21 protein-coding genes are annotated in these 21,880 nt (G+C 58.0%); 5 read left to right on the top strand and 16 right to left on the bottom strand.

The genetic code is table 11. From position 1 onward, the window contains the following. Positions 1 to 2: 2 nt before the first annotated feature. The 13 genes from pdxJ to rpoE form a co-directional block, all read right to left on the bottom strand. Positions 3 to 752 carry a pyridoxine 5'-phosphate synthase gene (gene pdxJ, locus QPL94_RS14055; RefSeq protein ID WP_285358202.1) on the bottom strand — a complete coding sequence of 250 codons (750 nt, stop codon included), beginning with the start codon at positions 750 to 752 and terminating at the stop codon, positions 3 to 5. Further along, positions 742 to 1,470 carry a DNA repair protein RecO gene (recO, locus tag QPL94_RS14050; RefSeq protein WP_285358201.1) on the bottom strand — a complete coding sequence of 243 codons (729 nt, stop codon included), beginning with the start codon at positions 1,468 to 1,470 and terminating at the stop codon, positions 742 to 744. The genes pdxJ and recO overlap by 11 nt, the downstream gene beginning before the upstream one ends. Positions 1,471 to 1,477: 7 nt before the next feature. After that, complete coding sequence (gene era, locus QPL94_RS14045) at positions 1,478 to 2,395, bottom strand: GTPase Era (RefSeq protein WP_285358199.1); 918 nt, start codon at positions 2,393 to 2,395, stop codon at positions 1,478 to 1,480. After that, complete coding sequence (rnc, locus tag QPL94_RS14040; protein ID WP_285358197.1) at positions 2,395 to 3,084, bottom strand: ribonuclease III; 690 nt, start codon at positions 3,082 to 3,084, stop codon at positions 2,395 to 2,397. The genes era and rnc overlap by 1 nt, the downstream gene beginning before the upstream one ends. Continuing rightward, positions 3,081 to 3,470, bottom strand: a complete 390-nt coding sequence (locus tag QPL94_RS14035; protein WP_285358196.1) for a DUF4845 domain-containing protein — start codon at positions 3,468 to 3,470, stop codon at positions 3,081 to 3,083. The genes rnc and QPL94_RS14035 overlap by 4 nt, the downstream gene beginning before the upstream one ends. Before the next feature lie 29 nt (positions 3,471 to 3,499). Further along, a complete protein-coding gene (lepB, locus tag QPL94_RS14030; RefSeq protein ID WP_285358194.1) occupies positions 3,500 to 4,285 on the bottom strand; it encodes a signal peptidase I in 786 nt (261 codons plus the stop codon). 11 nt (positions 4,286 to 4,296) lie between these two features. After that, complete coding sequence (lepA, locus tag QPL94_RS14025) at positions 4,297 to 6,099, bottom strand: translation elongation factor 4 (protein WP_137437546.1); 1,803 nt, start codon at positions 6,097 to 6,099, stop codon at positions 4,297 to 4,299. Positions 6,100 to 6,204: 105 nt separating this feature from the next. Next, the gene (locus QPL94_RS14020; protein ID WP_285358191.1) at positions 6,205 to 8,931 is read right to left on the bottom strand and encodes a bifunctional diguanylate cyclase/phosphodiesterase; all 2,727 of its coding nucleotides are present in this window, start codon (positions 8,929 to 8,931) and stop codon (positions 6,205 to 6,207) included. A gap of 148 nt (positions 8,932 to 9,079) precedes the next feature. Continuing rightward, positions 9,080 to 10,504, bottom strand: a complete 1,425-nt coding sequence (locus QPL94_RS14015; RefSeq protein ID WP_285358716.1) for a DegQ family serine endoprotease — start codon at positions 10,502 to 10,504, stop codon at positions 9,080 to 9,082. A 131-nt stretch (positions 10,505 to 10,635) separates the two neighbouring features. Beyond that, positions 10,636 to 11,085, bottom strand: a complete 450-nt coding sequence (locus QPL94_RS14010; RefSeq protein WP_285358189.1) for a SoxR reducing system RseC family protein — start codon at positions 11,083 to 11,085, stop codon at positions 10,636 to 10,638. Continuing rightward, positions 11,082 to 12,116 (bottom strand): MucB/RseB C-terminal domain-containing protein, encoded by a 1,035-nt coding sequence (locus QPL94_RS14005; protein ID WP_285358188.1) that lies wholly within the window; start codon positions 12,114 to 12,116, stop codon positions 11,082 to 11,084. The genes QPL94_RS14010 and QPL94_RS14005 overlap by 4 nt, the downstream gene beginning before the upstream one ends. Before the next feature lie 42 nt (positions 12,117 to 12,158). Further along, the gene (locus tag QPL94_RS14000) at positions 12,159 to 12,737 is read right to left on the bottom strand and encodes a sigma-E factor negative regulatory protein (protein ID WP_285358187.1); all 579 of its coding nucleotides are present in this window, start codon (positions 12,735 to 12,737) and stop codon (positions 12,159 to 12,161) included. Between the two features lie 14 nt (positions 12,738 to 12,751). Beyond that, positions 12,752 to 13,369 carry an RNA polymerase sigma factor RpoE gene (gene rpoE, locus QPL94_RS13995; RefSeq protein ID WP_285358186.1) on the bottom strand — a complete coding sequence of 206 codons (618 nt, stop codon included), beginning with the start codon at positions 13,367 to 13,369 and terminating at the stop codon, positions 12,752 to 12,754. Between the two features lie 199 nt (positions 13,370 to 13,568). Between rpoE and nadB the strand changes: the two genes are divergently transcribed. From nadB to QPL94_RS13970, 5 genes are all read left to right on the top strand, one after another. Then, positions 13,569 to 15,173, top strand: a complete 1,605-nt coding sequence (gene nadB / locus QPL94_RS13990; protein WP_285358185.1) for an L-aspartate oxidase — start codon at positions 13,569 to 13,571, stop codon at positions 15,171 to 15,173. A 44-nt stretch (positions 15,174 to 15,217) separates the two neighbouring features. Beyond that, positions 15,218 to 15,472, top strand: a complete 255-nt coding sequence (locus QPL94_RS13985) for an FAD assembly factor SdhE (protein ID WP_285358183.1) — start codon at positions 15,218 to 15,220, stop codon at positions 15,470 to 15,472. Continuing rightward, a complete protein-coding gene (locus QPL94_RS13980; RefSeq protein ID WP_285358181.1) occupies positions 15,456 to 15,926 on the top strand; it encodes a hypothetical protein in 471 nt (156 codons plus the stop codon). Before QPL94_RS13985 ends, QPL94_RS13980 begins: the two co-directional genes overlap by 17 nt. Before the next feature lie 14 nt (positions 15,927 to 15,940). Further along, a complete protein-coding gene (gene ygfZ, locus QPL94_RS13975) occupies positions 15,941 to 16,939 on the top strand; it encodes a CAF17-like 4Fe-4S cluster assembly/insertion protein YgfZ (RefSeq protein WP_285358179.1) in 999 nt (332 codons plus the stop codon). Positions 16,940 to 17,056: 117 nt separating this feature from the next. Beyond that, positions 17,057 to 17,890 carry an HDOD domain-containing protein gene (locus tag QPL94_RS13970; RefSeq protein WP_285358178.1) on the top strand — a complete coding sequence of 278 codons (834 nt, stop codon included), beginning with the start codon at positions 17,057 to 17,059 and terminating at the stop codon, positions 17,888 to 17,890. Positions 17,891 to 18,064: 174 nt separating this feature from the next. Here the strand turns inward: QPL94_RS13970 and ung are convergent, their stop codons facing one another. From ung to prfB, 3 genes are all read right to left on the bottom strand, one after another. Then, on the bottom strand, positions 18,065 to 18,811 hold the full coding sequence (gene ung, locus QPL94_RS13965; RefSeq protein ID WP_285358176.1) for a uracil-DNA glycosylase: 747 nt from the start codon (positions 18,809 to 18,811) through the stop codon (positions 18,065 to 18,067). Between the two features lie 2 nt (positions 18,812 to 18,813). Next, positions 18,814 to 20,346 (bottom strand): lysine--tRNA ligase, encoded by a 1,533-nt coding sequence (gene lysS, locus QPL94_RS13960; RefSeq protein ID WP_285358174.1) that lies wholly within the window; start codon positions 20,344 to 20,346, stop codon positions 18,814 to 18,816. Between the two features lie 51 nt (positions 20,347 to 20,397). After that, positions 20,398 to 21,493, bottom strand: a protein-coding gene (prfB, locus tag QPL94_RS13955; protein ID WP_137437533.1) for a peptide chain release factor 2 whose coding sequence is annotated in 2 segments (ribosomal slippage) — positions 20,398 to 21,420 and positions 21,422 to 21,493 — 1,095 coding nt in all. Because the reading frame shifts where the segments join, the coding sequence is not laid out codon by codon here. Positions 21,494 to 21,880 lie beyond the last annotated feature (387 nt).

Raw genomic sequence — 21,880 nt, 5'->3', positions numbered from 1 at the left:
GCTTAGCCGCGGGCGCTTCCCAGGATGGCCTTCATGTCCCTGACCGCTTCTTTCAGACCAGTGAAAACAGCCCTCGCAATGATGGCATGGCCAATGTTCAGCTCGTTGATGCCGCCGATGGCCGCAACGCGTTCGGTATTATGGTAGTGAAGGCCATGACCGGCATTCACAATCAGGCCCTTTTTCCGGGCATGCTCAACCGCAGTCAACAGGGTATCAAATGCGGCATTTTCAGCGTCTGGCGTAGCAGCTTCGGCATATTCGCCCGTGTGGAGCTCCACCACCGGCGCACCGCACCGGACAGCGGCATCGATCTGTGCAATGTCCGGGTCAATGAACAGGGACACCTCTGTGCCGATCCTTGCCAACCGCTCGCAAGCCTTGGCGACACGGGCTTCCTGGCCGTCCACATCGAGCCCGCCCTCCGTGGTCAGCTCTTCGCGCTTTTCCGGCACCAGGCATACGCATTCCGGGCGCACCTGTTCAGCAAAGGCCAGCATGGCGTCCGTAACCGCCATTTCCAGGTTCATCTTGGTGGTCAGTATTTCCTTGAGCAGCAGTACATCCCGATCCTGGATATGTCGGCGGTCCTCCCGGGGATGAATGGTAATGCCATCAGCCCCGGCCTCTTCCGCCAGTATGGCCGCCTGAACCGGATCAGGATAGCGGGTGCCCCTGGCCTGGCGCAGTGTTGCCACATGGTCGATATTGACGCCCAGCAGCACTCTGGGGTTCGTTGGGCTAGGGTTCATTACGATCTCCTCGATGATGACTGAACAGGCTTCGGCTGTTGAGGGGCCGGCCCTGCAGAAGGTAGTCCACCAGTACCCGGGTTACCCGCTTGGCAATACGCCGACATTCTGTTGATTCCAGATCCCCGGAAGCGAGCGCCAGCAGCGTGGCGCCGGGAAGGTTCTGAAGCCTGGCACCAACCGACGGCGTGGCCAGAATCCCCTGCTCGGGATCATAGCAATAATACTCACCCGCCTCGACCGCAAACCCGGTGTCGGTAGCCAGATCCCAGGCAAAGTCATAGCCCAGCTCTGCTGCAAAGGACTGTTCAAATCGTCGTAGAACCGGCTCGACATCACTGGCTTCTGACAGCTCGGCAATGACGTCGATATAGGAAGCAAAGAGACGGGGGTGGGGATCTGCCAGTGGCAGCAGGCGTTGCAACAATTCATTCACATAGAGCCCGCTGTACAGCGACAGGGTGCGCTTGAGCGCGGGCCCGCCACGCACTTCCGCCTGAGTGAGGGTCTTCAGCTCACTGCGGCCTGTCCAGTCCAGCAGCAACGGCTGGAAGGGCTGAAGCTGTGCCTTCAGAGGGCTTTTTGCGCTGTTGCCACCACGGGCAATAATGGTTAACCGGCCCGCATTGAGAGAGAAAATATCCACCATCAGACTGGTTTCGCGCCATGGCCGGCGGTGGAGGACGTAAGCGGGCTCCTGCTGTATTGGCCCCGTCATAGACGCCTCAGAAGTCGTTCATACCAAGACTTTTGAGTGCCCGTTCGCTGTCGGCCCAGCCACGTTTGACCTTGACCCATAGCCTCAGCATGACCTTGCTGTCGAAAAGGCGCTCCATGTCAGCCCGGGCTTCCTGGCCAATACGGCGCAGGCGCTCGCCCTTGTCACCGATCATGATTTTCTTCTGGCCTTCGCGCTCCACCAGAATCAGCGCCGATATGTGCAGGGTCTTGCCGTCCTTGCGGAATTCCTCAATCTCGACGGCCACGGAATACGGCAGCTCGGCGCCCAGTTGCCGGGTGATTTTCTCCCGCACCATCTCCGAGGCCATAAACCGTTCACTGCGGTCGGTAATCTGGTCATCCGGGTAGAAATGAACGCTTTGTGGCAGGAAACGCCCTACCGCTTCCTCCAGCGGCTCCAGATTCATGCCCTTCAGGGCAGACAGCGGGATCATTTCGGCAAAGTCCCGTTTCCGGGACAGCATGTCCAGATGCGGCAACAGGGCCTCCCGATTCTCGATCCGGTCGACCTTGTTCACTGCCAGAATCACCGGACACTTCAGGCTGCTGAGTTTTTCCAGCACCATTTCGTCGGCGGTGGTCCAGGCCATCTGGTCAACCACGAACACCGCCACGTCAACACCCTTCAATGCCGACGTGGCGGCCTTGTTCATGTACCGGTTGATGGCGCGAGGCTCTTCCTCGTGCATACCCGGTGTATCCACGTAAATAGCCTGAACCGGGCCTTCGGTCTTGATCCCCAGAACCTGATGACGCGTGGTCTGGGGTTTGCGGGAGGTAATGCTCAGCTTCTGGCCCAGAATATGGTTCAGCAGCGTGGACTTGCCCACATTGGGACGGCCAACAATCGCCACGAAACCACAACGGCTGTCCGGATTCTCCGGACGGGTAACATCATTCATCAATCATTCTCCACACCCAATTGTTTCAGGGCGTTGCGGGCGGCCTGCTGCTCGGCAATTCGTCGGCTGTTGCCGGTACCGGTGGTTTTCCGGTCCAGTGATGGCATGGCACAGGAAACATGGAACGTCTGGGCGTGGGCTTCACCATCCACGGAAATGACGTCATAGAGCGGCAGCGGAAATTGTCGTGACTGCAGATATTCCTGCAGCCGGGTTTTCGGATCTTTCTGAGTGTCCTGCAGATCCAGTTGCTTCAGGCGCAGCTCGAACCAGCGTAACACCTGCTCCCGGCAGGTATGAAAGTCGCTGTCCAGGTAAATAGCGCCAATGATGGACTCCACAGCGTCTGCAAGGATGGATTCGCGGCGGAAACCACCGCTTTTGAGCTCCCCGGAGCCCAGCCGGAGGTATTTTCCCAGCTCGAATTCACGGCCGATTTCCGCCAGGGTAACACCCTTGACCATACGGGCCCGCAGACGGCTCAGCTGCCCTTCCCGGGCCTTCTCAAAGTGCAGGTAAAGATGCTCCGCTATGACCATGTTGACAATGGAATCGCCCAGAAACTCCAGGCGCTCATTGTTCTGGTTGCCATAGCTGCGATGGGTAAGCGCCAGCAGCAGACGCTCGGGAGAGTTGAACTGATAACCGATACGTCGCTGCAGCTGTTCCAGATCCGGTTGTGAACTCACTTGCCCTTCATCTCGTACTCGTGTTGGAAGTGGATAACCGTATCCACGTTACGGAAGAGGTTGTTGCGGACTTCATAATCCACATTGATCACCACAAACTCGCCGTTTTTCTCAACGGTGATGTTCTTGGCGTCAAAGCCTCTTACATTGTTGACGCTCAAACGCTTGTTGATGAGACTTCTTACCTGGGCAGGCCCCATAGTGGAGAGGTCCTCGGTCCCGTCAAGACTTTCCAGTGCTTCCTGAATGGTGATGTCATCCAGGTAAGCGGGCCCCAGTTTGATCACCAGTGTAAGCAGGCCACCGAAAAAGAGCACCATGATCATGATCACCAGTGCCGAAGCACCGGACTGCTTTCGCATGGATGAGAGACTGTTTTTCTTCATTATAGAGACACCCCTGAATGACTACGCACTTATTCTATGCCGCCCACACGATCAAAGGATGGCAGACTGGTCAGCGATTGCCAGTGCATCCAGATCGCAAATGCCTTACCCACAACCAGCTCATCAGGAACCGTGCCCCAATAGCGACTGTCATTACTGTTATCCCGGTTGTCACCCATCACGAAGTACTCGCCTTCCGGCACCAGCCACTCGCCTTCTCCGGAACGGCCTGTCCGCCCCAGGGTCAGGAACACATCGTGCTGGGTATCGCCGAGCGTTTCGCGCCACAACTCTACGGGCGGCAATCTCGCCACAAAGCGGGACTCGACTTTTTCACCGTTGATGAACAACTCACGATCCTGGTAGCGAATGCGATCACCGGGCATACCAACAACCCGCTTGATGTAATTGGTACTGCCATCTTCCGGATACCGGAATACGATGACATCACCGCGCTCGGGGTCGTCCACTTCCAGTATCTTCGTGCCCGCCACGGGCAACCGCAGTCCATAGGCGTATTTGTTCACCAGGATAAAGTCTCCCACCTCCAGGGTGGGCAGCATGGAACCGGAAGGAATCTGGAACGGCTCCACCAGAAACGATCGCAAAACAAGCACTACAGCCAGCACCGGAAAGAAGGAGCGGCTGAGATCCACAAGATAGGGCTCTTTTGGTTCTTCCTCTGCCCGGCCTTCACCTGGCGCCATTCCTGCCGCTGCCAGCCGGCGCTTGCGCAGGAAGAGTATGTCCAACAGCCAGATCAGCCCCGTTACAAACGTCAGAACTACCAGAACCAGGGGAAAATCAATATCCATTCAGGTGCCTTTTAGTTATCCACTTTCAGTACGGCAAGGAACGCTTCCTGAGGCACCTCAACATTACCCAGCTGCTTCATGCGTTTTTTACCTTCTTTCTGCTTCTGCAGCAGTTTCTTCTTCCGGCTGACGTCACCACCGTAACACTTGGCCGTTACGTTCTTACGCAGCGCCTTAACGGTTACCCTGGAGACCACCTGATTGCCGATCGCGGCCTGAATGGCAATATCAAACATCTGCCGGGGAATCAGCTCTTTCATTTTCTCGACCAGGGCGCGACCCTTATAGTGGGCCTGGTCCTTGTGCACAATCAGCGCCAGAGCATCCACGCGCTCGGCGTTAATCAGCACGTCCAGTCTCACCAGGTTAGCGGTCTGGAAACGCACAAAGTGGTAATCGAGTGAGGCAAAGCCGCGACTGGCCGACTTGATGCGGTCGAAAAAGTCGAGAACCACTTCCGCCATCGGCAACTCGTAAGTCACCTGCACCTGGGTTGACATGAAGTGCATGTTTTTCTGGATGCCGCGTTTTTCCTCACACAGTTTGATGACATTACCCAGATGTTCCTGAGGCACCAGAATGCTGGCTTCCACAATCGGCTCACGCATTTCCTCAATGGAACCAATATCCGGCAGGCTGGAGGGATTGTCTACCGACAGGGTCTCACCCTGTTTGGTAACGACTTCATAGATTACTGTCGGTGCCGTGGTAATCAGATCGATGTCGTATTCACGCTCCAGACGCTCCTGGACAATCTCCATGTGGAGCATGCCGAGGAAGCCACAACGGAAACCGAAGCCGAGGGCATCCGAGCTTTCAGGCTCGAAAAACAGCGAGGCATCGTTCAGCGTCAGTTTTTCCAGCGCATCACGGAAATCGTTGTAGTCGTCCGCGCTGACCGGAAACAACCCGGCGTAAACCTGGGGCTTCACTTTCTTGAAACCCGGCAACATCGGGATATCGTCCGACCCTTTCTGCTGCACAATGGTGTCGCCTACCGGCGCACCATGAATGTCCTTGATCCCGGCGACTACAAAGCCGACGTCCCCGGCTTCCAGAATATCCGTATCCTTGGGCTTGGGGTTAAAAATGCCCACCTTGTCGGCATTCCAGGCCTTGCCGGTGGACTTCAGGACAATCTTGTCGCCCTTTTTCAAAGTGCCTTCGGTCACCCGAACCAGGGAAACCACACCCAGGTAGTTATCAAACCAGGAGTCTATAATCAGCGCCTGCAGCGGCGCACTGCGGTCGCCCTTCGGTGGCGGAATCTTGGCAATCAGGTCTTCCAGAACGTCTTCCACACCAATGCCGCTCTTGGCACTGCAGCGGACCGCCTCGGTGGCGGCAATACCGATGATGTCCTCGATTTCCTGGGCGACCCGTTCCGGCTCAGCCTGCGGGAGATCCATCTTGTTCAGCACCGGCACCACTTCCAGGCCCTGCTCGATGGCGGTATAGCAGTTGGCCACGGACTGCGCCTCGACACCCTGGCCCGCATCCACCACCAGAAGGGCACCCTCGCAGGCATAGAGCGACCGCGACACTTCGTAGGAGAAGTCCACGTGGCCGGGGGTATCGATAAAGTTCAGTTTGTATTCCTGACCATCCCGGGCCGTGTAATTGAGTGTCACGCTCTGGGCCTTGATGGTGATGCCGCGCTCACGCTCAAGATCCATGGAATCAAGCACCTGCTCGGCCATTTCACGTTCCGTGAGGCCGCCGCAGATCTGGATAAAACGGTCTGCCAGCGTGGATTTACCGTGGTCAATATGGGCGATGATCGAAAAATTTCGGATTCGGCTCAGTTCAGTCACAGACAATGAATACTCATAAAAATACGAAGGATTGAGCCCGGAAGGGCCGTTGCCGGTGTCCGGCGACGGCGTGATTTTACCGGTTACCGGCCCCCATTGCCATGATCAGGACGTCAGCGGCCGCTCATATTGCCGAATCAGGAAGCCAATGAGGGCATCCTCATCCAGCGGATAGCTGAACAGGTTGCCCTGGCACTGGGCGCAGCCGGCGCTTTTGAGAAAACTCAACTGCTGCGGTGTTTCCACTCCTTCGGCGACCACGGTGAGGTGTAATTTTCTGGCCAGCGCAATAACCGCCGACGCCACGTCCGTGGCGCTGACGCTGTAGGGAATGTCGCGGATAAACCGGTGGTCGATCTTGATCACATCCAGCGGCAGCTGCTGAAGGGCAACCAGCGAACAGGAGCCTGTGCCGAAATCATCCAGAATCAGGCAAACGCCCAAATCGTGGAGAGATGTCAGCAGCTCCCTGAGCATCCGCGGATCCTCATTCAGCAGTTCCGCCGGCATTTCAAGCTCCAGACGCTCCGGCGACACGCCGGTCTCGGTAATCACCTGGCGCATCATGTCCAGGAAGCCGGAATCCGTCAGCTGACGCACGGAAAGGTTAACCGCCATTTTCAGTGACTCGAACCCGGCACGCTCAAGCGCCTGCACCTGGATGCACGCCTGTCGCAATGCCATCTCACCGAGCCTGACAATCAGCCCGGTTTCCTCCGCCAGGGAGATAAACTGCTGGGCGCTGACCAGCCCTTTCTCCGGGTGATGCCACCGCAGGAATGCCTCAACCCCGATGACCCGCTCGCTCACCAGATCAATCTTGGGCTGGTAATGCAGAACAAAGCGGTCGCCATCCAGTGCCGTCGCCAGCTCCTCCTGCTGCAACAGACGCCGGGCTGCCTTGATGTTCATCGCAGGGGTGAAGAACTGATACGTATTTCTCCCCAGCTCCTTGGCCCGATACATGGCCAGGTCCGCATATTTCATCAGCGTGCCCGAGTCTTCGCTGTCGTGGGGAATCATGGTAATACCGATACTGACGGTGATGCCCACTTCATGATCGTTCAGGCGAATGCGCTGGCACAGGCGCCGGAGTATGGTTTCGGCAACCTTACCTGCGGCGTCCGGGCCGCTGATGCGCGACAACAGCACAACAAACTCGTCACCACCCAGCCTTGCCACCGAATCCTCTTCCCTTACGCAGCCGGTAAGCCACTGGGATACCTGTTTGAGTAACTCATCACCAGAGTCGTGGCCCAGGGTGTCGTTAATTCGCTTGAAGCCATCCAGATCCAGGAACATCAGGGCAGCCGGCTCCTCGCTGCGGCGGCTTCTGCGCACCACGTGGCTCAGGCGGTCCTTGAACAACTGGCGGTTGGCCAGGCCGGTTAGCGGATCATAAAACGCCAGCCGGTGAAGTTCCGACTGGGCCGCCTTGAGCTGGGTCAGGTCTCGCAAACTGAGCACCACACCATCGACCCCGGGCACATTGAGCATGGCGGTATAGGTACCCTCCATATCTCGCCACTGACCTTCCGAATCCCGTATGCGGGCACGGATAACCGGCATCTGTTTACCGGGCGATTTGATCGCCTCGTCAAAACCGGCCTTTAACTGAGGCCTGTCTTCCGCGTGAACCAGGGTGTCGAGATCCAGGCGGTAAACCTGTTCCGGGTCAAAACCAAGGATGTCGCGGCTGGACGGGCTCGCGTAACGGGGGTTGCCGGAGCGCTCCAGAACCAGAGTCACATTGGCGGCCCCTTCGGTGATGGCCCGGTACCTACCAGCGCTGATCTGCGCCATGATCCGGCTGCGAATCATGGTAAGAACAAACAGGAACATCAGCAGGCTGATGAGAATTCCGGAGCCGAGGACAATAGGCGGGCGAGGGTCAGAAGCCAGATAATCAAAGGCTGGCGTAGAACGGGTCTGCAACAGCCAGTCCCGACCACCATGATTAATCGTCTGGCTCATCGCAAAGCTGAAATCCTCGTCCAGGGAGCCCAGATTGGAGCCGTACATCAGCGAGTCCCGGGAGATCTCCCCGGCATCGTAGATCTTCACATCCAGAAACGGAGAAATCAGGCCGACAATACCGTCCAGCAGATGATTCATCCTGAACGCACTGAAGACATACCCCGCCAGCATCATCTGGCGCTCGCCACGACTTTCCGGCACATCGCCCCCCTGATAGACGGGGTAATACATCAGAAAGCCCGCCTGATCTTCGGCCACTTCTTCCTGTACCAGCACCACCTTGCCGGTCACCTTGGGTTCGCCGTGATCCCTGGCGCGCATCATGGCACGCCGGTGCACCGGATCGCTGAACGCATCGTACCCCAGGGCCTTGCGGTTTCGCTCGGTACCGGGCTCCAGATACACCATCGGGTAGTAATCCGGGCCGGTGCCCAGCGGCGTTACCAGATAATTGAGAACCCCCTCACGCCGGACAGATGCTATGTGATCGGCCATCTGGCGGACACCGATCTTCCGGACATAACCGATGCCCTGGATGCCCGGGTAATAGCGATTGATATCCACATTGTCGATATATTCCCGCCAGTCCCCCCTGGTGACGTCACCGGCAACAGCGAACAGACCAGCACTGCCCGCCAATACCTGCTCATAGTTCAACAGGCGTTCTTCGATGGCGGTTTTGAGTTGCAGGGACTGGGTTTTGAAACGTGCTTCGGTACGATCATCAACCAGGCGAATAGAGACCTGCCACAGCAACGCGGTCACGGCCAGGCACGCGATCAACAGCAACCAGGCAACCCATGAATAACGGGGCTGGAGCAGCTTCCGGAGGGGTAGATCCTTTTTTTTCATCATTCGGGCAGGTCCGATCCATGGCCAGTAATCTGTTTATTTTAGGCCACTATAACAAAAGCCCGGCTGGCTGTCGTTTAACCAACAACCAGCCGGGCTCTCAATTCTGTTCCAATTTGTGACCGCAGCCTCAGGGCAGCGGCCGGAGTGATCAGGGCTTCATGACCAGGTAAATCGCACGGCCCTGGCGTACAACCCGCACCGATACCGCGCTGTCTTCCGGCAGGGACGCCACCGCTTCCCGGAAGTCCTCCACGGAGCTGATCGAACGGCGGTTGAGCTCGGTAATCACATCATTGGGGCGAATTCCGGCATTCATTGCGGGCCCCTGGGCGATGTCTGACACCAGCACACCACCGGGAACCCCCAGTGCGTCCCTGACGTCCTCCGGCAACGGCTCAACCGTCATGCCCAGTGGCGCGGATGACGGTCCGTTTGTGCCAGTAGCCGGGGCGGAAGCACGCTCCTGGCCTTCTTCCGGCAGCTTACCGATTTCAACATCCAGGGTAATCTGCTTGCCTTCCCGCATCACTTCCAGGGAGGCGGTCTCGCCAATAGGAGTGCGACCCACCATGGGCGGCAAATCGGAAGACAGGGTTACGTCCTCGCCGTCGTACTCAAGGACGATATCACCGGCCCTCAAACCAGCTTTTTCTGCAGGCGAACCTGACATAACCTCTGCAACCAGGGCGCCTCGCGGACGTTTCAGGCCGAAGGACTCCGCCAGATCGCGGTTCACTTCCTGGATAAGGACGCCAAGCCAGCCACGGGAAACCGAACCATCGTCCCTGATCTGCCGGAACACATTCATGGCATCGTCAATGGGAATGGCAAACGAGACCCCCATAAAGCCGCCGGAGCGGGTGTAGATCTGCGAGTTGATGCCAACAACCTCGCCGTCCAGGTTGAACAGAGGTCCCCCGGAGTTCCCCGGGTTGATAGCCACATCGGTCTGGATAAAGGGCACATAGTTTTCAGACGGCAGCGACCGGCCAAGGGCACTGACGATGCCGGCTGTTACCGTATAATCAAAGCCGAAGGGGGAGCCGATGGCCAACACCCATTCGCCCACTTTCAGGTCCTTTGAGCTTCCCACCCGAACGACGGGTAGGTCGTCTCCGTTTTCAATCTTCAGTACCGCCATGTCTGAACGGGGATCAGTGCCCACCAGTTTGGCAGGCAACTCACGGCGGTCGTTCAGGCGCACAATGATCTCATCCGCACCTTCCACAACGTGGTTATTGGTCAATACATAGCCATCGCTGGAGACAATAAAGCCTGAACCCATGGACTGGCGAGGGGCGGACCCGCCCGGGCTTCCCCCGAAAGGCGACTGGGGGCCACCGAAGAAATCCCGGAAGAAGTCAGGCAGTTGTTCAAGCTGGCGTTCATCGAACGGAAGCCCATGGGGCCGGCTGCCGCCGGACTTCGGTTCGGTTGTGGTACTGATGTTGACCACCGCAGAGGAGTTCTCTTCCACCAGCTCAGTGAAATCCGGCAAGCCGCTAGCCGCTACAGACTGAGCCAGCGACAAAGGCACCAGCAGGCAAAGAAGGTACAAACCGACCGTTGTCATCCTCCGGCCCCCGAGCCAGAACGACATTTCACGGTCATTCTTTACTTTGAGCATTCAGAACCCCCTGATCAGCGATTGTTTACAGAATATTGTGTGGTCAAAACCGGGATTTTCAACAGCAAGACAGTGATTCAGCAGCCGGGGTCGGACAGAGCCTGTCCGACTTTTACCAGCCGTGGTTCATAGTCCCGCGCAGGGTTCGAGCCCACCCGCCGGGCGACCACGAAACCCGCCGCCATCCCCAGGGCGGCACCCAACATGGCTACCGCATCAAGCCCCCCTGACAGCTGATGACCGGCAACAGCCCCAAGCACCAGCAATACGAGAGGTAACGCATACACGAGCAGGGACGCGCCCAGCAGCGCAGATTCGTCAATGGCGACCGTCACTTCATCGCCAACCCTCGCACCCATGCTGTTGGTAACCAGCACCTGGTTGGCACGGCCGCCAGACACACCGGCCAATGCCCGCTGACCACAGCCATTGCGCGCCGAGCAACTCTCGCAGGCACTGGTCCGGATTGTCTGCACCCAGACCCGGTTCCCACTGAGCGCCACGACCTTGCCCGTTTCCGTAATCATTGCCCGATAGCTCCGAAGGCCAGCGTATCGTCGACTTTAACGGACTCAGCGACCTTGCGGGCAGTTGTCGGAGGAATTTCTCCAACCACCGTCACAAAAAAGTCCACGCCGTCAATTTCAAGCTGCTTCATATATACGGTTGTTGCACCGATGCGTGAAGCCCCGGTCGGCATCGCAATCTTGCGAGCCGGTTCGACGAACACTGAAAATGCCGCCAAACCGTCTGAAAAAGCCACTGCCTGCCCCTTTCCGGAACGTGGCGCCGCCGCAGGGATGAATCCATCCGGCTGCCATTCCAGAGTCCAGCCGTCCATCCGCGGCGCCGGGGAAGCGGTTGCCTTGGGCGCCAGCTCCCTGGCAATTTCATCGCCCTCGGTGCGAATCACAAATTCGCTGTCCGACAGCCTGTCGGTAATTTCGAGACTGGTGAACTGGAAATGCTCAAGGACCTTGCCTGTAGATGAACGCACATGGCTTTTTACCAGCAGACCGGTGGACTTTTCCAGCCACAACTGGTGACTGTACCGAAGCCCATCTTTGGCCTTCAGGGCAAGCTTGACCACGTCGTATCCGGCAATGCGATCATCTCCGGCCAGCTCTGGCTGATACCAGCGGCTGACCGGCATGAGCTGACTTGAAAATGCTTCTGCAAACGGACCGGAAGGAATCACCTGGTCCAACTGGATGCGCCCGTGATCCGGAAGCACACACACAACACGCATCCCCTTGCGGACGATTTCACCATTGGCACCATCCTGGGGAACAAGTCGCTCTTCAACGACGCCGTCCTGATAGCGATGGGCGATCTGCATGGAACTTACCTGATCACCCCGCGCGTAGACAAACACACCGCGGTATGAGGTCATGTTCAGGGCTGGGCCCAGACGGCCAAGCCAGTATTCCGCGTCTTTGCTGTCAGCATCAGCGAGTGCCTGGCCGGACAGAAAAACAGCCAGAATCGCGAACAGGCACAGCAAGCGCCTGCCAGGGCTCAGTCGTCGAGCTGTGATTCCGGTTCCCGTTTTGCGCATCAAATATTCAACTCCGACTGTATTCAGGATGAAATCACAAGCCTAGTAGCCCGGTCCGGATGCACTTACCAGCCTTGCGTAACCCACCGAGCCACGGCCTGCCCCGACGCTGTTATGCTGGGCATGCTCCAGAAGGTAGCGGCTGACGTGCTCCCATTGCTCTTCATCCAGCCCCTGCAGGGCAACTTCCTGCACCGGCTCACCCATAGCATCAGCCCCCTGGCCCTCAGATTGCTCAGGCGCAATACCGGCGTTGGCGATCGAGTCAGCACTGTCCACGGACTCCCACCCGGCGCCGGCACCAAAACCCACCGCCAATGCCAGGGTTACCATTGCAACCGCAGGCCAGTGCCAGTTTCGCTCTTTGCCATTCTGGCGCAACGTTACCGGGTCGGAAGCTTTCTGCACACCGCCATCCAGTGCTGCCCTGACACCGGCACTGACATCCACCCGGTCATCAGACAGGTTGCCCTGATGCATCAGGTCACGCACGTGCTGCCAACGCTGCCACTGGGAACGAACCTCATCCTGGCGACCGTGAGACAATAACCGGCGGACAGACAGTTCATCCGCTTCATCATCCATCATTGCCGACAGGGTTTCTTTGAGACGATCATCCATAGGACGCAACCTCATTATGTCCGGGAATCGTTTAATAAGGGGCCGAGGTGACGATCCACCGCATCCCGCGCCCTGAAAATCCGCGACCTGACTGTGCCAATCGGGCACTCGAGAATACCGGCGATATCTTCATAACTCAGCCCGTCATACTCCCTGAGCAGAAACGCTGACCGGAGTTCCTCCGGCAGGTTGCCTATGGCCACCCTGAGCGCTTCCTGCAACTGGTCCCGCTGTAACAGTTTTTCCGGTGATGCGATATCTCTCAGCCTTGAGCCGTCGTCAAAGTTCTCGGCTTCAACGGCGTCTGCACTCCCCTGCGGACGGCGACCACGGGACTCCAGGAAATTCTTCGCCGTGTTCACCGCAATCCGGTACAGCCAGGTATAAAAGGCACTGTCACCGCGAAAGCGGTCTATCGCGCGATAGGCCTTGACGAAGGTTTCCTGGGTCAGGTCCATCACTTCCTGGCTGTCGTACACATACCGACTGATGATCGACGCTACCCGTGACTGGTACTTGACCACCAGAAGGTCAAAGGCAGGCCGGTCACCATGACGAACCTTCCTTACCAACTGAAGGTCTGTCTGGCTTTCGCTGTTTTCTTCCTTGTGTCGTTCTGTATCCGCAGTCATGGACGGAGTGCCGGGATTTCCATAGTGAGCGACCGTAGGGTCAGCTTGCCTTTGCTTCGGTGGATTCATGCTGCTGCCTGATGTCCGATTAGGCTATGGTGCACCCACTTTACCGGGAGCACCCCGTCAGGCCAAATAGACAGCAGGCACAAAGTTTAGTTCAATACACCTCCACATTATGGCCTGCGATAACGACCCGATGCCACAATCCTACGAATTCGATGTTCTGATAATCGGTAGCGGCGCAGCCGGACTGACCGCTGCGCTTAACCTGCCCGAACACCTGCAGGTTGCCATTGTCAGTAAGGGCGACATAAGCAGCGGAGCAACACTCTGGGCCCAGGGCGGTATTGCAGCGGTACTGGATGACGCCGACTCCCTGGAAAACCACATCAGCGACACCCTCAGCGCCGGGGGCGGGCTCTGCCACGAGGACGCCGTGCGGTTTACCGTGGAGCATGGCCGCGAGAGCATTGACTGGCTGATTGACAGCGGCGTCACCTTCACCCGCGATGACGAGTCACACTATCACCTCACGCGGGAGGGCGGGCACAGCCACCGACGCATCATCCATGCGGCTGATGCTACTGGCCATGCGGTCTCCACAACATTGACGTCACAGGCCCAGGCGCGCTCCAATATTTCACTCATGTCGCGGCGGGTCGCGGTAGACTTGATCACCAACCGCAAACTTTCGCTACCGGGCAACGCCTGTGTAGGCGCTTATATCCTGAACCTGGAAGATAACCACGTTGAACTTTTCCGGGCCCGGTTTACCATCATCGCCACCGGTGGCGCCAGCAAGGCCTACCGCTACACCACCAACCCCGATGGCGCGTCGGGGGACGGCATCGCCATGGCGTGGCGGGCGGGCTGCCGGGTCGGCAACATGGAGTTCAACCAGTTTCATCCCACCTGCCTGTACCACCCTCACGCCAAATCGTTCCTGATTACCGAGGCGGTGCGGGGCGAAGGCGGTGTGCTGCTGCTGCCGGACGGCACCCGGTTTATGGACAGGTTCGACAAACGGGGCGAACTGGCCCCCAGAGACATCGTTGCCCGTGCGATTGACCATGAGATGAAACGCCTGGGCGCAGATCATCTGCTGCTTGATATCAGCCACAAGCCGGCTGATTTTATCAGGCACCATTTCCCGACCATCTACGAAAAGTGCCTGCTCTTCGGAATTGATATCACCAGACAACCCATTCCGGTGGTACCCGCCGCTCACTATACCTGTGGCGGGGTGCTCAGCGATGACCGGGCCCGTACCGATATCAACCAGCTCTATGTCGTTGGCGAGGCCGCGTTTACCGGACTGCACGGTGCCAATCGCATGGCCAGCAACTCCCTGCTGGAGTGCCTGGTCTACGGCCGTGCCGCTGCCGCTGATATCGCGCGGCGGGAATCGGATATCCCCCCACCGCCAATGGCCCCCGACTGGGACGAAAGCCAGGTGAGGGATTCCGACGAGGACGTGGTAATCTCCCACAACTGGGACGAACTGCGGCATTTCATGTGGGACTATGTGGGCATCGTTCGTACCACCAAACGTCTGCAGCGCGCCAAACACCGTATTGATCTGCTGGAGCGGGAAATCGGCGAGTTCTACAGCAATTACCGGGTGTCCAATGACCTGCTGGAATTGCGCAACCTGGTCACCGTTGCCGACCTGATCATCTGCTCGGCCCTGCAGCGCAGGGAGAGTCGTGGTTTGCATTACACACTGGATTTTCCGGGACTGCTCCACGAAGCAAAAGATACCGTACTGGTTCCTACAACCTATAGACGACCGTCCCCGTAACCGGGCCGGTCCAAACTGATCCCATTGGGCAACTGAGAGCATTCATGTCTGACAACACCGAGTTTAACCGCCTGTGGTGGCACAGCCGTCGCGGCATGCTTGAGCTGGACGTATTGTTGATCCCGTTCCTGGAAGAGGCCTACCGGGACTTACCGGCAGAAGACCAGGCCCGCTACCACAAACTGATCACCTGCGAAGACAACGATATGTTCGAGTGGTTCATGCAGCGCAGCCGCCCGGAAGACCCGGACCTTCAACGCATCGTCGATATCATTCTGAAACGTGTCCAGCCGGATTAACCTGCCAATCTCGCCATCCCATCCGGTGGGTATTCTCTGCGCCCTGCCCTGGCTGTTGCTGACCGCCCTGATGGCGCTTCTGGCCAGCGACCATGGCCTGGCTGGGCTGCTACTGACCACACTCACCTCCGCCGGTGCCATCTACCAGTATCGTCGTAACGGTCTGCTGTCAGGCCCGAACGCAGTGGTCGGCCTGAAAGTTGAAAACCAACAGCTATACGCACGCCTGGGCGCCGGCGAGGATGTTGCCGTGCTACCCTCCGGTGAAAGCCGGGTGAGCGCGGGGTTCACCATCTTGAAACTGCGACGTACCGGCACCATATCAGGCACATACCCTGTTGTTCTTGTTGCGCTCACACCCAGGCTCTGCAACACCTCACCAGAAGCCTTCCGCCAGTTGCGGGTATGGCTTCGCCTGGGCCAGCAACCCCTCAATGTTCAGGAAACCCACTGATTCCGGAGCGTTCCATGTCAGACACCGAAAACCCGGCTGCCAGCCATCCGCTGCCTCATCCGTCCCGCGTTACCATTTCCGACCGGGTTATGGTGCGAGTAGCCGGCCCGGGAACCGATAAGTTTCTGCAGGGGCAATTCAGCCAGCAGATTGATGACGTCACTCAAAGTCACGCCCCGAGGGCTGCCGCCTGCACCCCGAAAGGCCGGGCTTACTGTCTGACCAGACTGGTACGGGATGGCGACGACGTACTCCTGGAGCTACCGGTCGATCTGGCAGACGATACCGTCGCTCATCTGCGCAAATACCTGATGCTTTTCCGTGGCACTTCCATGGAAGTGGAGTCCGACGCCCGGATAATCGGTTTGATGGGCGACTCCACGGTGAGCCAACTGCTGCCCGACGCCACCGGCAGATTGGCGACGGCAGGGGATTCAGTGACAATCCAGGGTGGCCACCTCATCCGCACAATGACGACCGCTGAGGGCATGGCCCGCTACGAGCTGTGGCAGACCGGAGCTCTGGACAAGTCGCTGCAGCAAGCGCTGAACAACATTCCCGAGACTACCCTGTCCGACTGGCATGCCTCCGAAGTTGCAGCCGGTGTAGCGGCGCTTACCCCGGCCACCAAAGAAGGGTTTGTACCGCAAATGCTGAACTGGCAGCACGTGGGAGGCATTCACTTCAAAAAGGGATGCTATACCGGGCAGGAAGTGATTGCCCGCATGCATTTTCTGGGGCAACTCAAGAAAAGCCTTTACCGCTTCGCGACCGGGCAAACCGAAACCCTGCCTGCCCCCGGCGAAGCGGTTCGGGATGGCGATCGTCCGGTAGGCACGGTGATCAACTCTGTCGGTTTTGCTGATGGCAGCGCCGAACTTCTTGCCGTGGTACGGCATGATGCGGCGGAGCTCAGCCTGGCACCAGAGAGTGCGCCAGACACTACCCTTTCCCTGCGCCCGCTGCCCTATTCGGTATCAGAACGTGAACAAACGGGGCCGTCTGATACATAAGTTGACAGGAAGAATGCTGAGAATTTGCTATAAAGTACTTCATATACCTGAACATTTTGGCCTTTCCGGATTCTTCTGCCGGCCAGGCAACATTCAACAGGCGGACCACAGCTGACCATGTCGAACATTGTCGAAACCATAAAAACCGATCTGACCGATGCCATTGAAAACGACAAACTTGTACTCCCGACGCTTCCCGAAGTTGCGTTGCAGGTCCGGGAAATCGCCGAAAATGAAGACTCCGCCATTCTTGATCTGGTGAAGTGCATCAGCAACGACACGGCGCTTTCTGCCCGCATCATCCGTGTCTGCAACAGCCCGCTGTTCCGTGGCAGCCGTGCCATTGAAAACCTGAACATGGCCGTCAGCCGCCTTGGCATGGCCTATACCAGCAATCTGGCCATGGGCCTGGCCATGGAGCAGATGTTCCAGGCCACATCCGACATGATCGACAAGCGTCTGCGTGCCACCTGGCAGAAGAGCACCGAGGTGGCGGGTGTGTGCCATGTGCTGGCGCAGCATTACACCAAACTCAAACCGGACCAGGCCACTCTGGCGGGGCTGGTTCACCTGATCGGGGTGTTGCCGATTCTGCGTTACGTAGAGGACCGTGATATCCAGATCAGCAGTATCATGCTGGATAATGTGATTGATGAGATTCATCCTCGCATCGGCGCCACCATTCTGCAGAAGTGGGATTTTCCGAAGGAGCTGCAGAATGTGCCTCTGGAATACGCGAATCTGCATCGTGAGGTGCCGGCGGCGGATTATGCGGATCTGGTGTTGGTTGCCAATCTGCAGTTGATTGCGGGGACGGATCACCCCTGGACTGAGGTGGACTGGAAGACGATTTCGGCGTTTGATCGGCTTGGGCTGGATCCGGAAGTGGATATGAGCGAGGAAGAGGATCTGAATGCGCAGATGGAAGCGGCTATGGCGCTTCTTAAATAGCCTGATAATTCGGGGGCTGGGCCAGGGGGCCTGAAAAATTGGGGGCTGCCCGGAGGCGGGGGTATTTTTCTTCGGGAAAAGAACTCACTGCGCTCAGACACCTTTTCCTGTCAGAGAAAATACCCCCGCCTCCGGCCGATCAGACTTTGTTGCGGGCCGCGCTTTGAAGTCTCTTTACGAGCTGGACTGACTTTTCCCGTATTGTTTCAGTAACTCTGACTTGCTTGGCAAAGACCAATCGACGGTGGGTAGCCCGTTTTGCTTTAACCACTCGTTGGCCCGGGAAAAGTGCTTGCAACCGAAGAAGCCGCGGTAGGCGCTTAATGGGGATGGGTGTGGACCATCCAGTACCAGGTGTTTGCTGCGGTCGATATGTTGACCCTTCTTTTTTGCGTAGCTTCCCCAGAGTAGAAACACCACGCCCTGCCGTTCCCGGTTGATGGTTTCGATGACCCTGTCAGTGAAGGTTTCCCAGCCTTTACCCTGGTGGGCGCCGGCCTGGCCCTGGACGACGGTGAGGACGCTGTTGAGCAGCAGCACGCCCTGGTCGGCCCAGGGTTGCAGACAACCGTGGTCCGGGGGCTGGACACCCATATCCTCCTGGATTTCCTTGAAGATGTTGACCAGTGACGGTGGTGTGGCAACGTGGGGGCGTACGGAGAAGCACAGTCCGTGGGCCTGGCCGGGGCCGTGGTAGGGGTCCTGCCCGAGGATGACGACGCGGACCTGGTTCAACGGGGTGCTGTTCAATGCATTAAAGCAGAGGTGGCTAGCAGGGAACAGGGTTTTTCCGGCCTGTTCTTCCGCCGCAAGAAAGTCAGCCAGCTGTTGCATGTATGGCTGGCTGAATTCGTTGCGAAGGTGCTCTGACCAGCCCCGGTCGGGCTTGAGCTGGTTTGCCAGTATCTCCACCGGCTGCATGGTCAGCCCTCGTCTTTCTTCGTTTCCGCCTTGTGTTCCGGGCGCATGGCCGGGAACAGGATGACGTCGCGGATGGAGGCGGAGTTGGTCAGCAGCATGGCGAGGCGGTCGATGCCGATGCCTTCACCAGCCGTCGGCGGCAAACCGTATTCCAGTGCCATAATGTAGTCTTCGTCGTAGAACATGGCTTCGTCGTCGCCGGCGTCTTTTTCGGCTACCTGGTCCTGGAAGCGTTCGGCCTGGTCTTCGGCGTCGTTAAGCTCGGAGAAGCCGTTGGCGATTTCGCGGCCGCCCACAAAGAACTCGAAGCGCTCGGTCACGAACGGGTCGTTGTCTTTACAGCGGGCCAGCGGGGACACTTCTTTCGGGTAGTCGGTGATGAAGGTCGGCTGCATCAGCCGATGCTCGGCGGTTGCCTCGAAAATCTCGATCTGGACCTTGCCCAGTCCCCAGCCATTCTTGATATGGATGCCGAGATCCCTGGCGATCTTGCGGGCACCGGCTTCGTCAGCCAGTGCCTCAGCCTTGATATCGGGGTTATGGCGCAGGATGGCATCCACCACAGTCAGGCGCTCGAAGGGCTTGCCGAAGTCGTATTCGATGGTCTCTTCTTCACCATCGATCAGGGTGCGGGTATTCACTACCGTGGTGGTTCCCAGCACCTTCTGGGTGATGGTGCGCAGCATGTCTTCGGTCAGGTCCATCAGGTCGTTGTGGTCTGCGTAGGCCTGATAGAACTCCACCATGGTGAATTCCGGGTTATGACGGGTGGAGAGCCCTTCATTGCGGAAGTTGCGGTTGATCTCGAACACCCGCTCGAAGCCACCCACCACCAGGCGCTTGAGGAACAGCTCCGGCGCAATGCGCAGGTACATGTCGATGCCCAGGGCGTTGTGGTGGGTCACGAACGGTCGCGCCGTGGCCCCACCCGGGATCACCTGCAGCATCGGGGTTTCCACTTCCATGAAGTCCCGGTCGGTGAAGTACTGGCGCATGACACTTATGATCTTCGAGCGCGCATAGAACACCCGGCGGCTGTCTTCGTTTACCATCAGGTCAACATAGCGATGACGGTACCGGGCCTCGGTATCAGTCAGGCCCTTGTGCTTCTCCGGCAGCGGGCGCAGTGACTTGGTGAGCAGAGTGTACTCGTCCATGCTCACATACAGGTCGCCCTTGCCGGACTTGCACAGGACGCCACGCACACCCACGATATCGCCCAGATCCCAGTGCTTGGTGTCTTTCTGGACATCCTTGGTGGCATAAATCTGGATGCGGCCGGTCATGTCCTGAACCACCTTGAACGCCTTGCGGTCGAGCATCATCCGGCCGGCAATGGCCACCACGATACCCATCTCCGCCAGCTCTTCCTTGCTCTTGTCACCGTATTTGGCCTGAAGCTCGGCGGCGGTGGCGTCGCGGCGGAAGTCGTTCGGAAAGGCATTGCCCTGCTCGCGCATCTCAGACAGCTTGGCGCGACGCTCGGCAATCAGCTTGTTGTCCTCGGGCTGTGCATTCTGGGTGTGTTCAGTCATGTTGGCTCACAAAATCGGGAATTGTCCGGGTCAGCATGGCGAAGGCGCTGGTTACAGCGCCATCTTCAGGCTGGCTTCGATAAACTTGTCGATGTCACCATCCAGCACCGCCTGGGTATTGCTGGTCTCCACCTTGGTACGAAGATCCTTGATCCGACCATCGTCCAGCACGTACGAGCGAATCTGGCTGCCCCAGCCAATGTCGGCCTTGGCGTCTTCCGCCTTCTGTTTCTCGGCGTTACGCTCCTGCATCTCGCGCTCGAACAGCTTGGCCTTCAGCTGTTTCATGGCCTGGTCTTTGTTCTGGTGCTGACTTCTGCCAGCCTGACAGGCCACAACAATACCGGTCGGATTGTGGGTCAGGCGCACCGCGGACTCGGTCCGGTTAACGTGCTGACCACCGGCGCCAGAGGCACGATAAACATCCACCCGCAGATCAGACGGATCAATTTCGATCACGAAACTGTCATCCACTTCCGGGGATACGAACACCGACGAGAACGAGGTGTGGCGGCGGTTGCCGGAATCAAATGGTGACTTGCGAACCAGCCGGTGAACACCGGTTTCCGTGCGCAACCAGCCGAACGCATAATCGCCCTGAACGTGAACGGTGGCGCTTTTGATGCCTGCCACGTCGCCGTCCTGCAACTCGACGATCTCGGCCTTGAACCCGCGATGCTCGGCCCAGCGCAGATACATGCGCAGCAACATGTTGGCCCAGTCCTGGGCTTCGGTGCCCCCGGAGCCTGCCTGGATGTCCAGGTAAGCGTTATTGGCGTCCATCTCGCCGGAGAACATACGGCGGAACTCGAGTTTTTCCAGCTCCTTGTCGAGGCTTTCCAGGTCTGCTTCAATCTCTGCAACCGTGCCTTCGTCCTCTTCCTCAGCGGCAATTTCCAGCAGCCCATCGGCATCATCCAGGCCGGAGGTGAGGTTGTCGATGGTACGTACAATCAACTCAAGATCGGACCTTTCCTTGCCCAGCGCCTGCGCCCGCTCGGGGTCTTCCCACACCGAGGGCACTTCCAGCTCGCGCTCTACTTCGGTCAGTCTTTCACTACGCTGATCGTAGTCAAAGATACCCCCTGAGCGCTTCAGTGCGCTCACGAAGGTCTTTTATCTTCGTAACAATGGGATTGATTTCCATGAAATCCTTACTCACTCTCGGAAAATGGATGCGATCAAAATCAGACGCGAGATTCTACCGGAAATCTGTTTTTAAATCAGCCGGTGCTAACCGCGACTTCGGTGCTTGCGTCAACCTGACTTCGGTGAAAGCACCAATCGGGCAGGCCCTTCCGGGATACGCGGTGAATACGTCCCTGTACGCTCGACAAAAACATCCATGTTTTTGACGATCCCGGAAGGGCCTGCCCGATCGGCGCCCGGAGCTCACAGTTAACGCCAGAACCGTAGGTTGGATTAGAGGCAACGCCTCGTAATCCAACAGTGCCCGGTCAATCACCCCGGCCAACCCTGAAATCCGCCATCACTCGGCTTCGGTTTGTTTTGTTAATTATGCCTTTGGCGTCGG

This window comes from Marinobacter sp. SS13-12 (assembly GCF_030227115.1).
GTDB lineage: Bacteria > Pseudomonadota > Gammaproteobacteria > Pseudomonadales > Oleiphilaceae > Marinobacter.
Note: the sequence above shows the minus strand (reverse complement) of the source record. Positions and strands in the feature narration are given on the sequence as shown.

What these genes read in the sequence shown, in the direction of transcription:
- QPL94_RS13970 (WP_285358178.1), top strand. Translation starts at nt 17,057, where the DNA reads ATGTCGAACATTGTCGAAACCATAAAAACCGATCTGACCGATGCCATT.
- lepB (WP_285358194.1), bottom strand. Translation starts at nt 4,285, where the DNA reads ATGGATATTGATTTTCCCCTGGTTCTGGTAGTTCTGACGTTTGTAACG.
- pdxJ (WP_285358202.1), bottom strand. Translation starts at nt 752, where the DNA reads ATGAACCCTAGCCCAACGAACCCCAGAGTGCTGCTGGGCGTCAATATC.
- nadB (WP_285358185.1), top strand. Translation starts at nt 13,569, where the DNA reads ATGCCACAATCCTACGAATTCGATGTTCTGATAATCGGTAGCGGCGCA.
- recO (WP_285358201.1), bottom strand. Translation starts at nt 1,470, where the DNA reads ATGACGGGGCCAATACAGCAGGAGCCCGCTTACGTCCTCCACCGCCGG.
- QPL94_RS14035 (WP_285358196.1), bottom strand. Translation starts at nt 3,470, where the DNA reads ATGAAGAAAAACAGTCTCTCATCCATGCGAAAGCAGTCCGGTGCTTCG.
- QPL94_RS14005 (WP_285358188.1), bottom strand. Translation starts at nt 12,116, where the DNA reads ATGCGCAAAACGGGAACCGGAATCACAGCTCGACGACTGAGCCCTGGC.
- QPL94_RS13985 (WP_285358183.1), top strand. Translation starts at nt 15,218, where the DNA reads ATGTCTGACAACACCGAGTTTAACCGCCTGTGGTGGCACAGCCGTCGC.
- QPL94_RS14000 (WP_285358187.1), bottom strand. Translation starts at nt 12,737, where the DNA reads ATGGATGATCGTCTCAAAGAAACCCTGTCGGCAATGATGGATGATGAA.
- QPL94_RS14010 (WP_285358189.1), bottom strand. Translation starts at nt 11,085, where the DNA reads ATGATTACGGAAACGGGCAAGGTCGTGGCGCTCAGTGGGAACCGGGTC.
- QPL94_RS14015 (WP_285358716.1), bottom strand. Translation starts at nt 10,504, where the DNA reads ATGACAACGGTCGGTTTGTACCTTCTTTGCCTGCTGGTGCCTTTGTCG.
- ung (WP_285358176.1), bottom strand. Translation starts at nt 18,811, where the DNA reads ATGCAGCCGGTGGAGATACTGGCAAACCAGCTCAAGCCCGACCGGGGC.
- rpoE (WP_285358186.1), bottom strand. Translation starts at nt 13,369, where the DNA reads ATGACTGCGGATACAGAACGACACAAGGAAGAAAACAGCGAAAGCCAG.
- lysS (WP_285358174.1), bottom strand. Translation starts at nt 20,346, where the DNA reads ATGACTGAACACACCCAGAATGCACAGCCCGAGGACAACAAGCTGATT.
- ygfZ (WP_285358179.1), top strand. Translation starts at nt 15,941, where the DNA reads ATGTCAGACACCGAAAACCCGGCTGCCAGCCATCCGCTGCCTCATCCG.
- era (WP_285358199.1), bottom strand. Translation starts at nt 2,395, where the DNA reads ATGAATGATGTTACCCGTCCGGAGAATCCGGACAGCCGTTGTGGTTTC.
- QPL94_RS14020 (WP_285358191.1), bottom strand. Translation starts at nt 8,931, where the DNA reads ATGATGAAAAAAAAGGATCTACCCCTCCGGAAGCTGCTCCAGCCCCGT.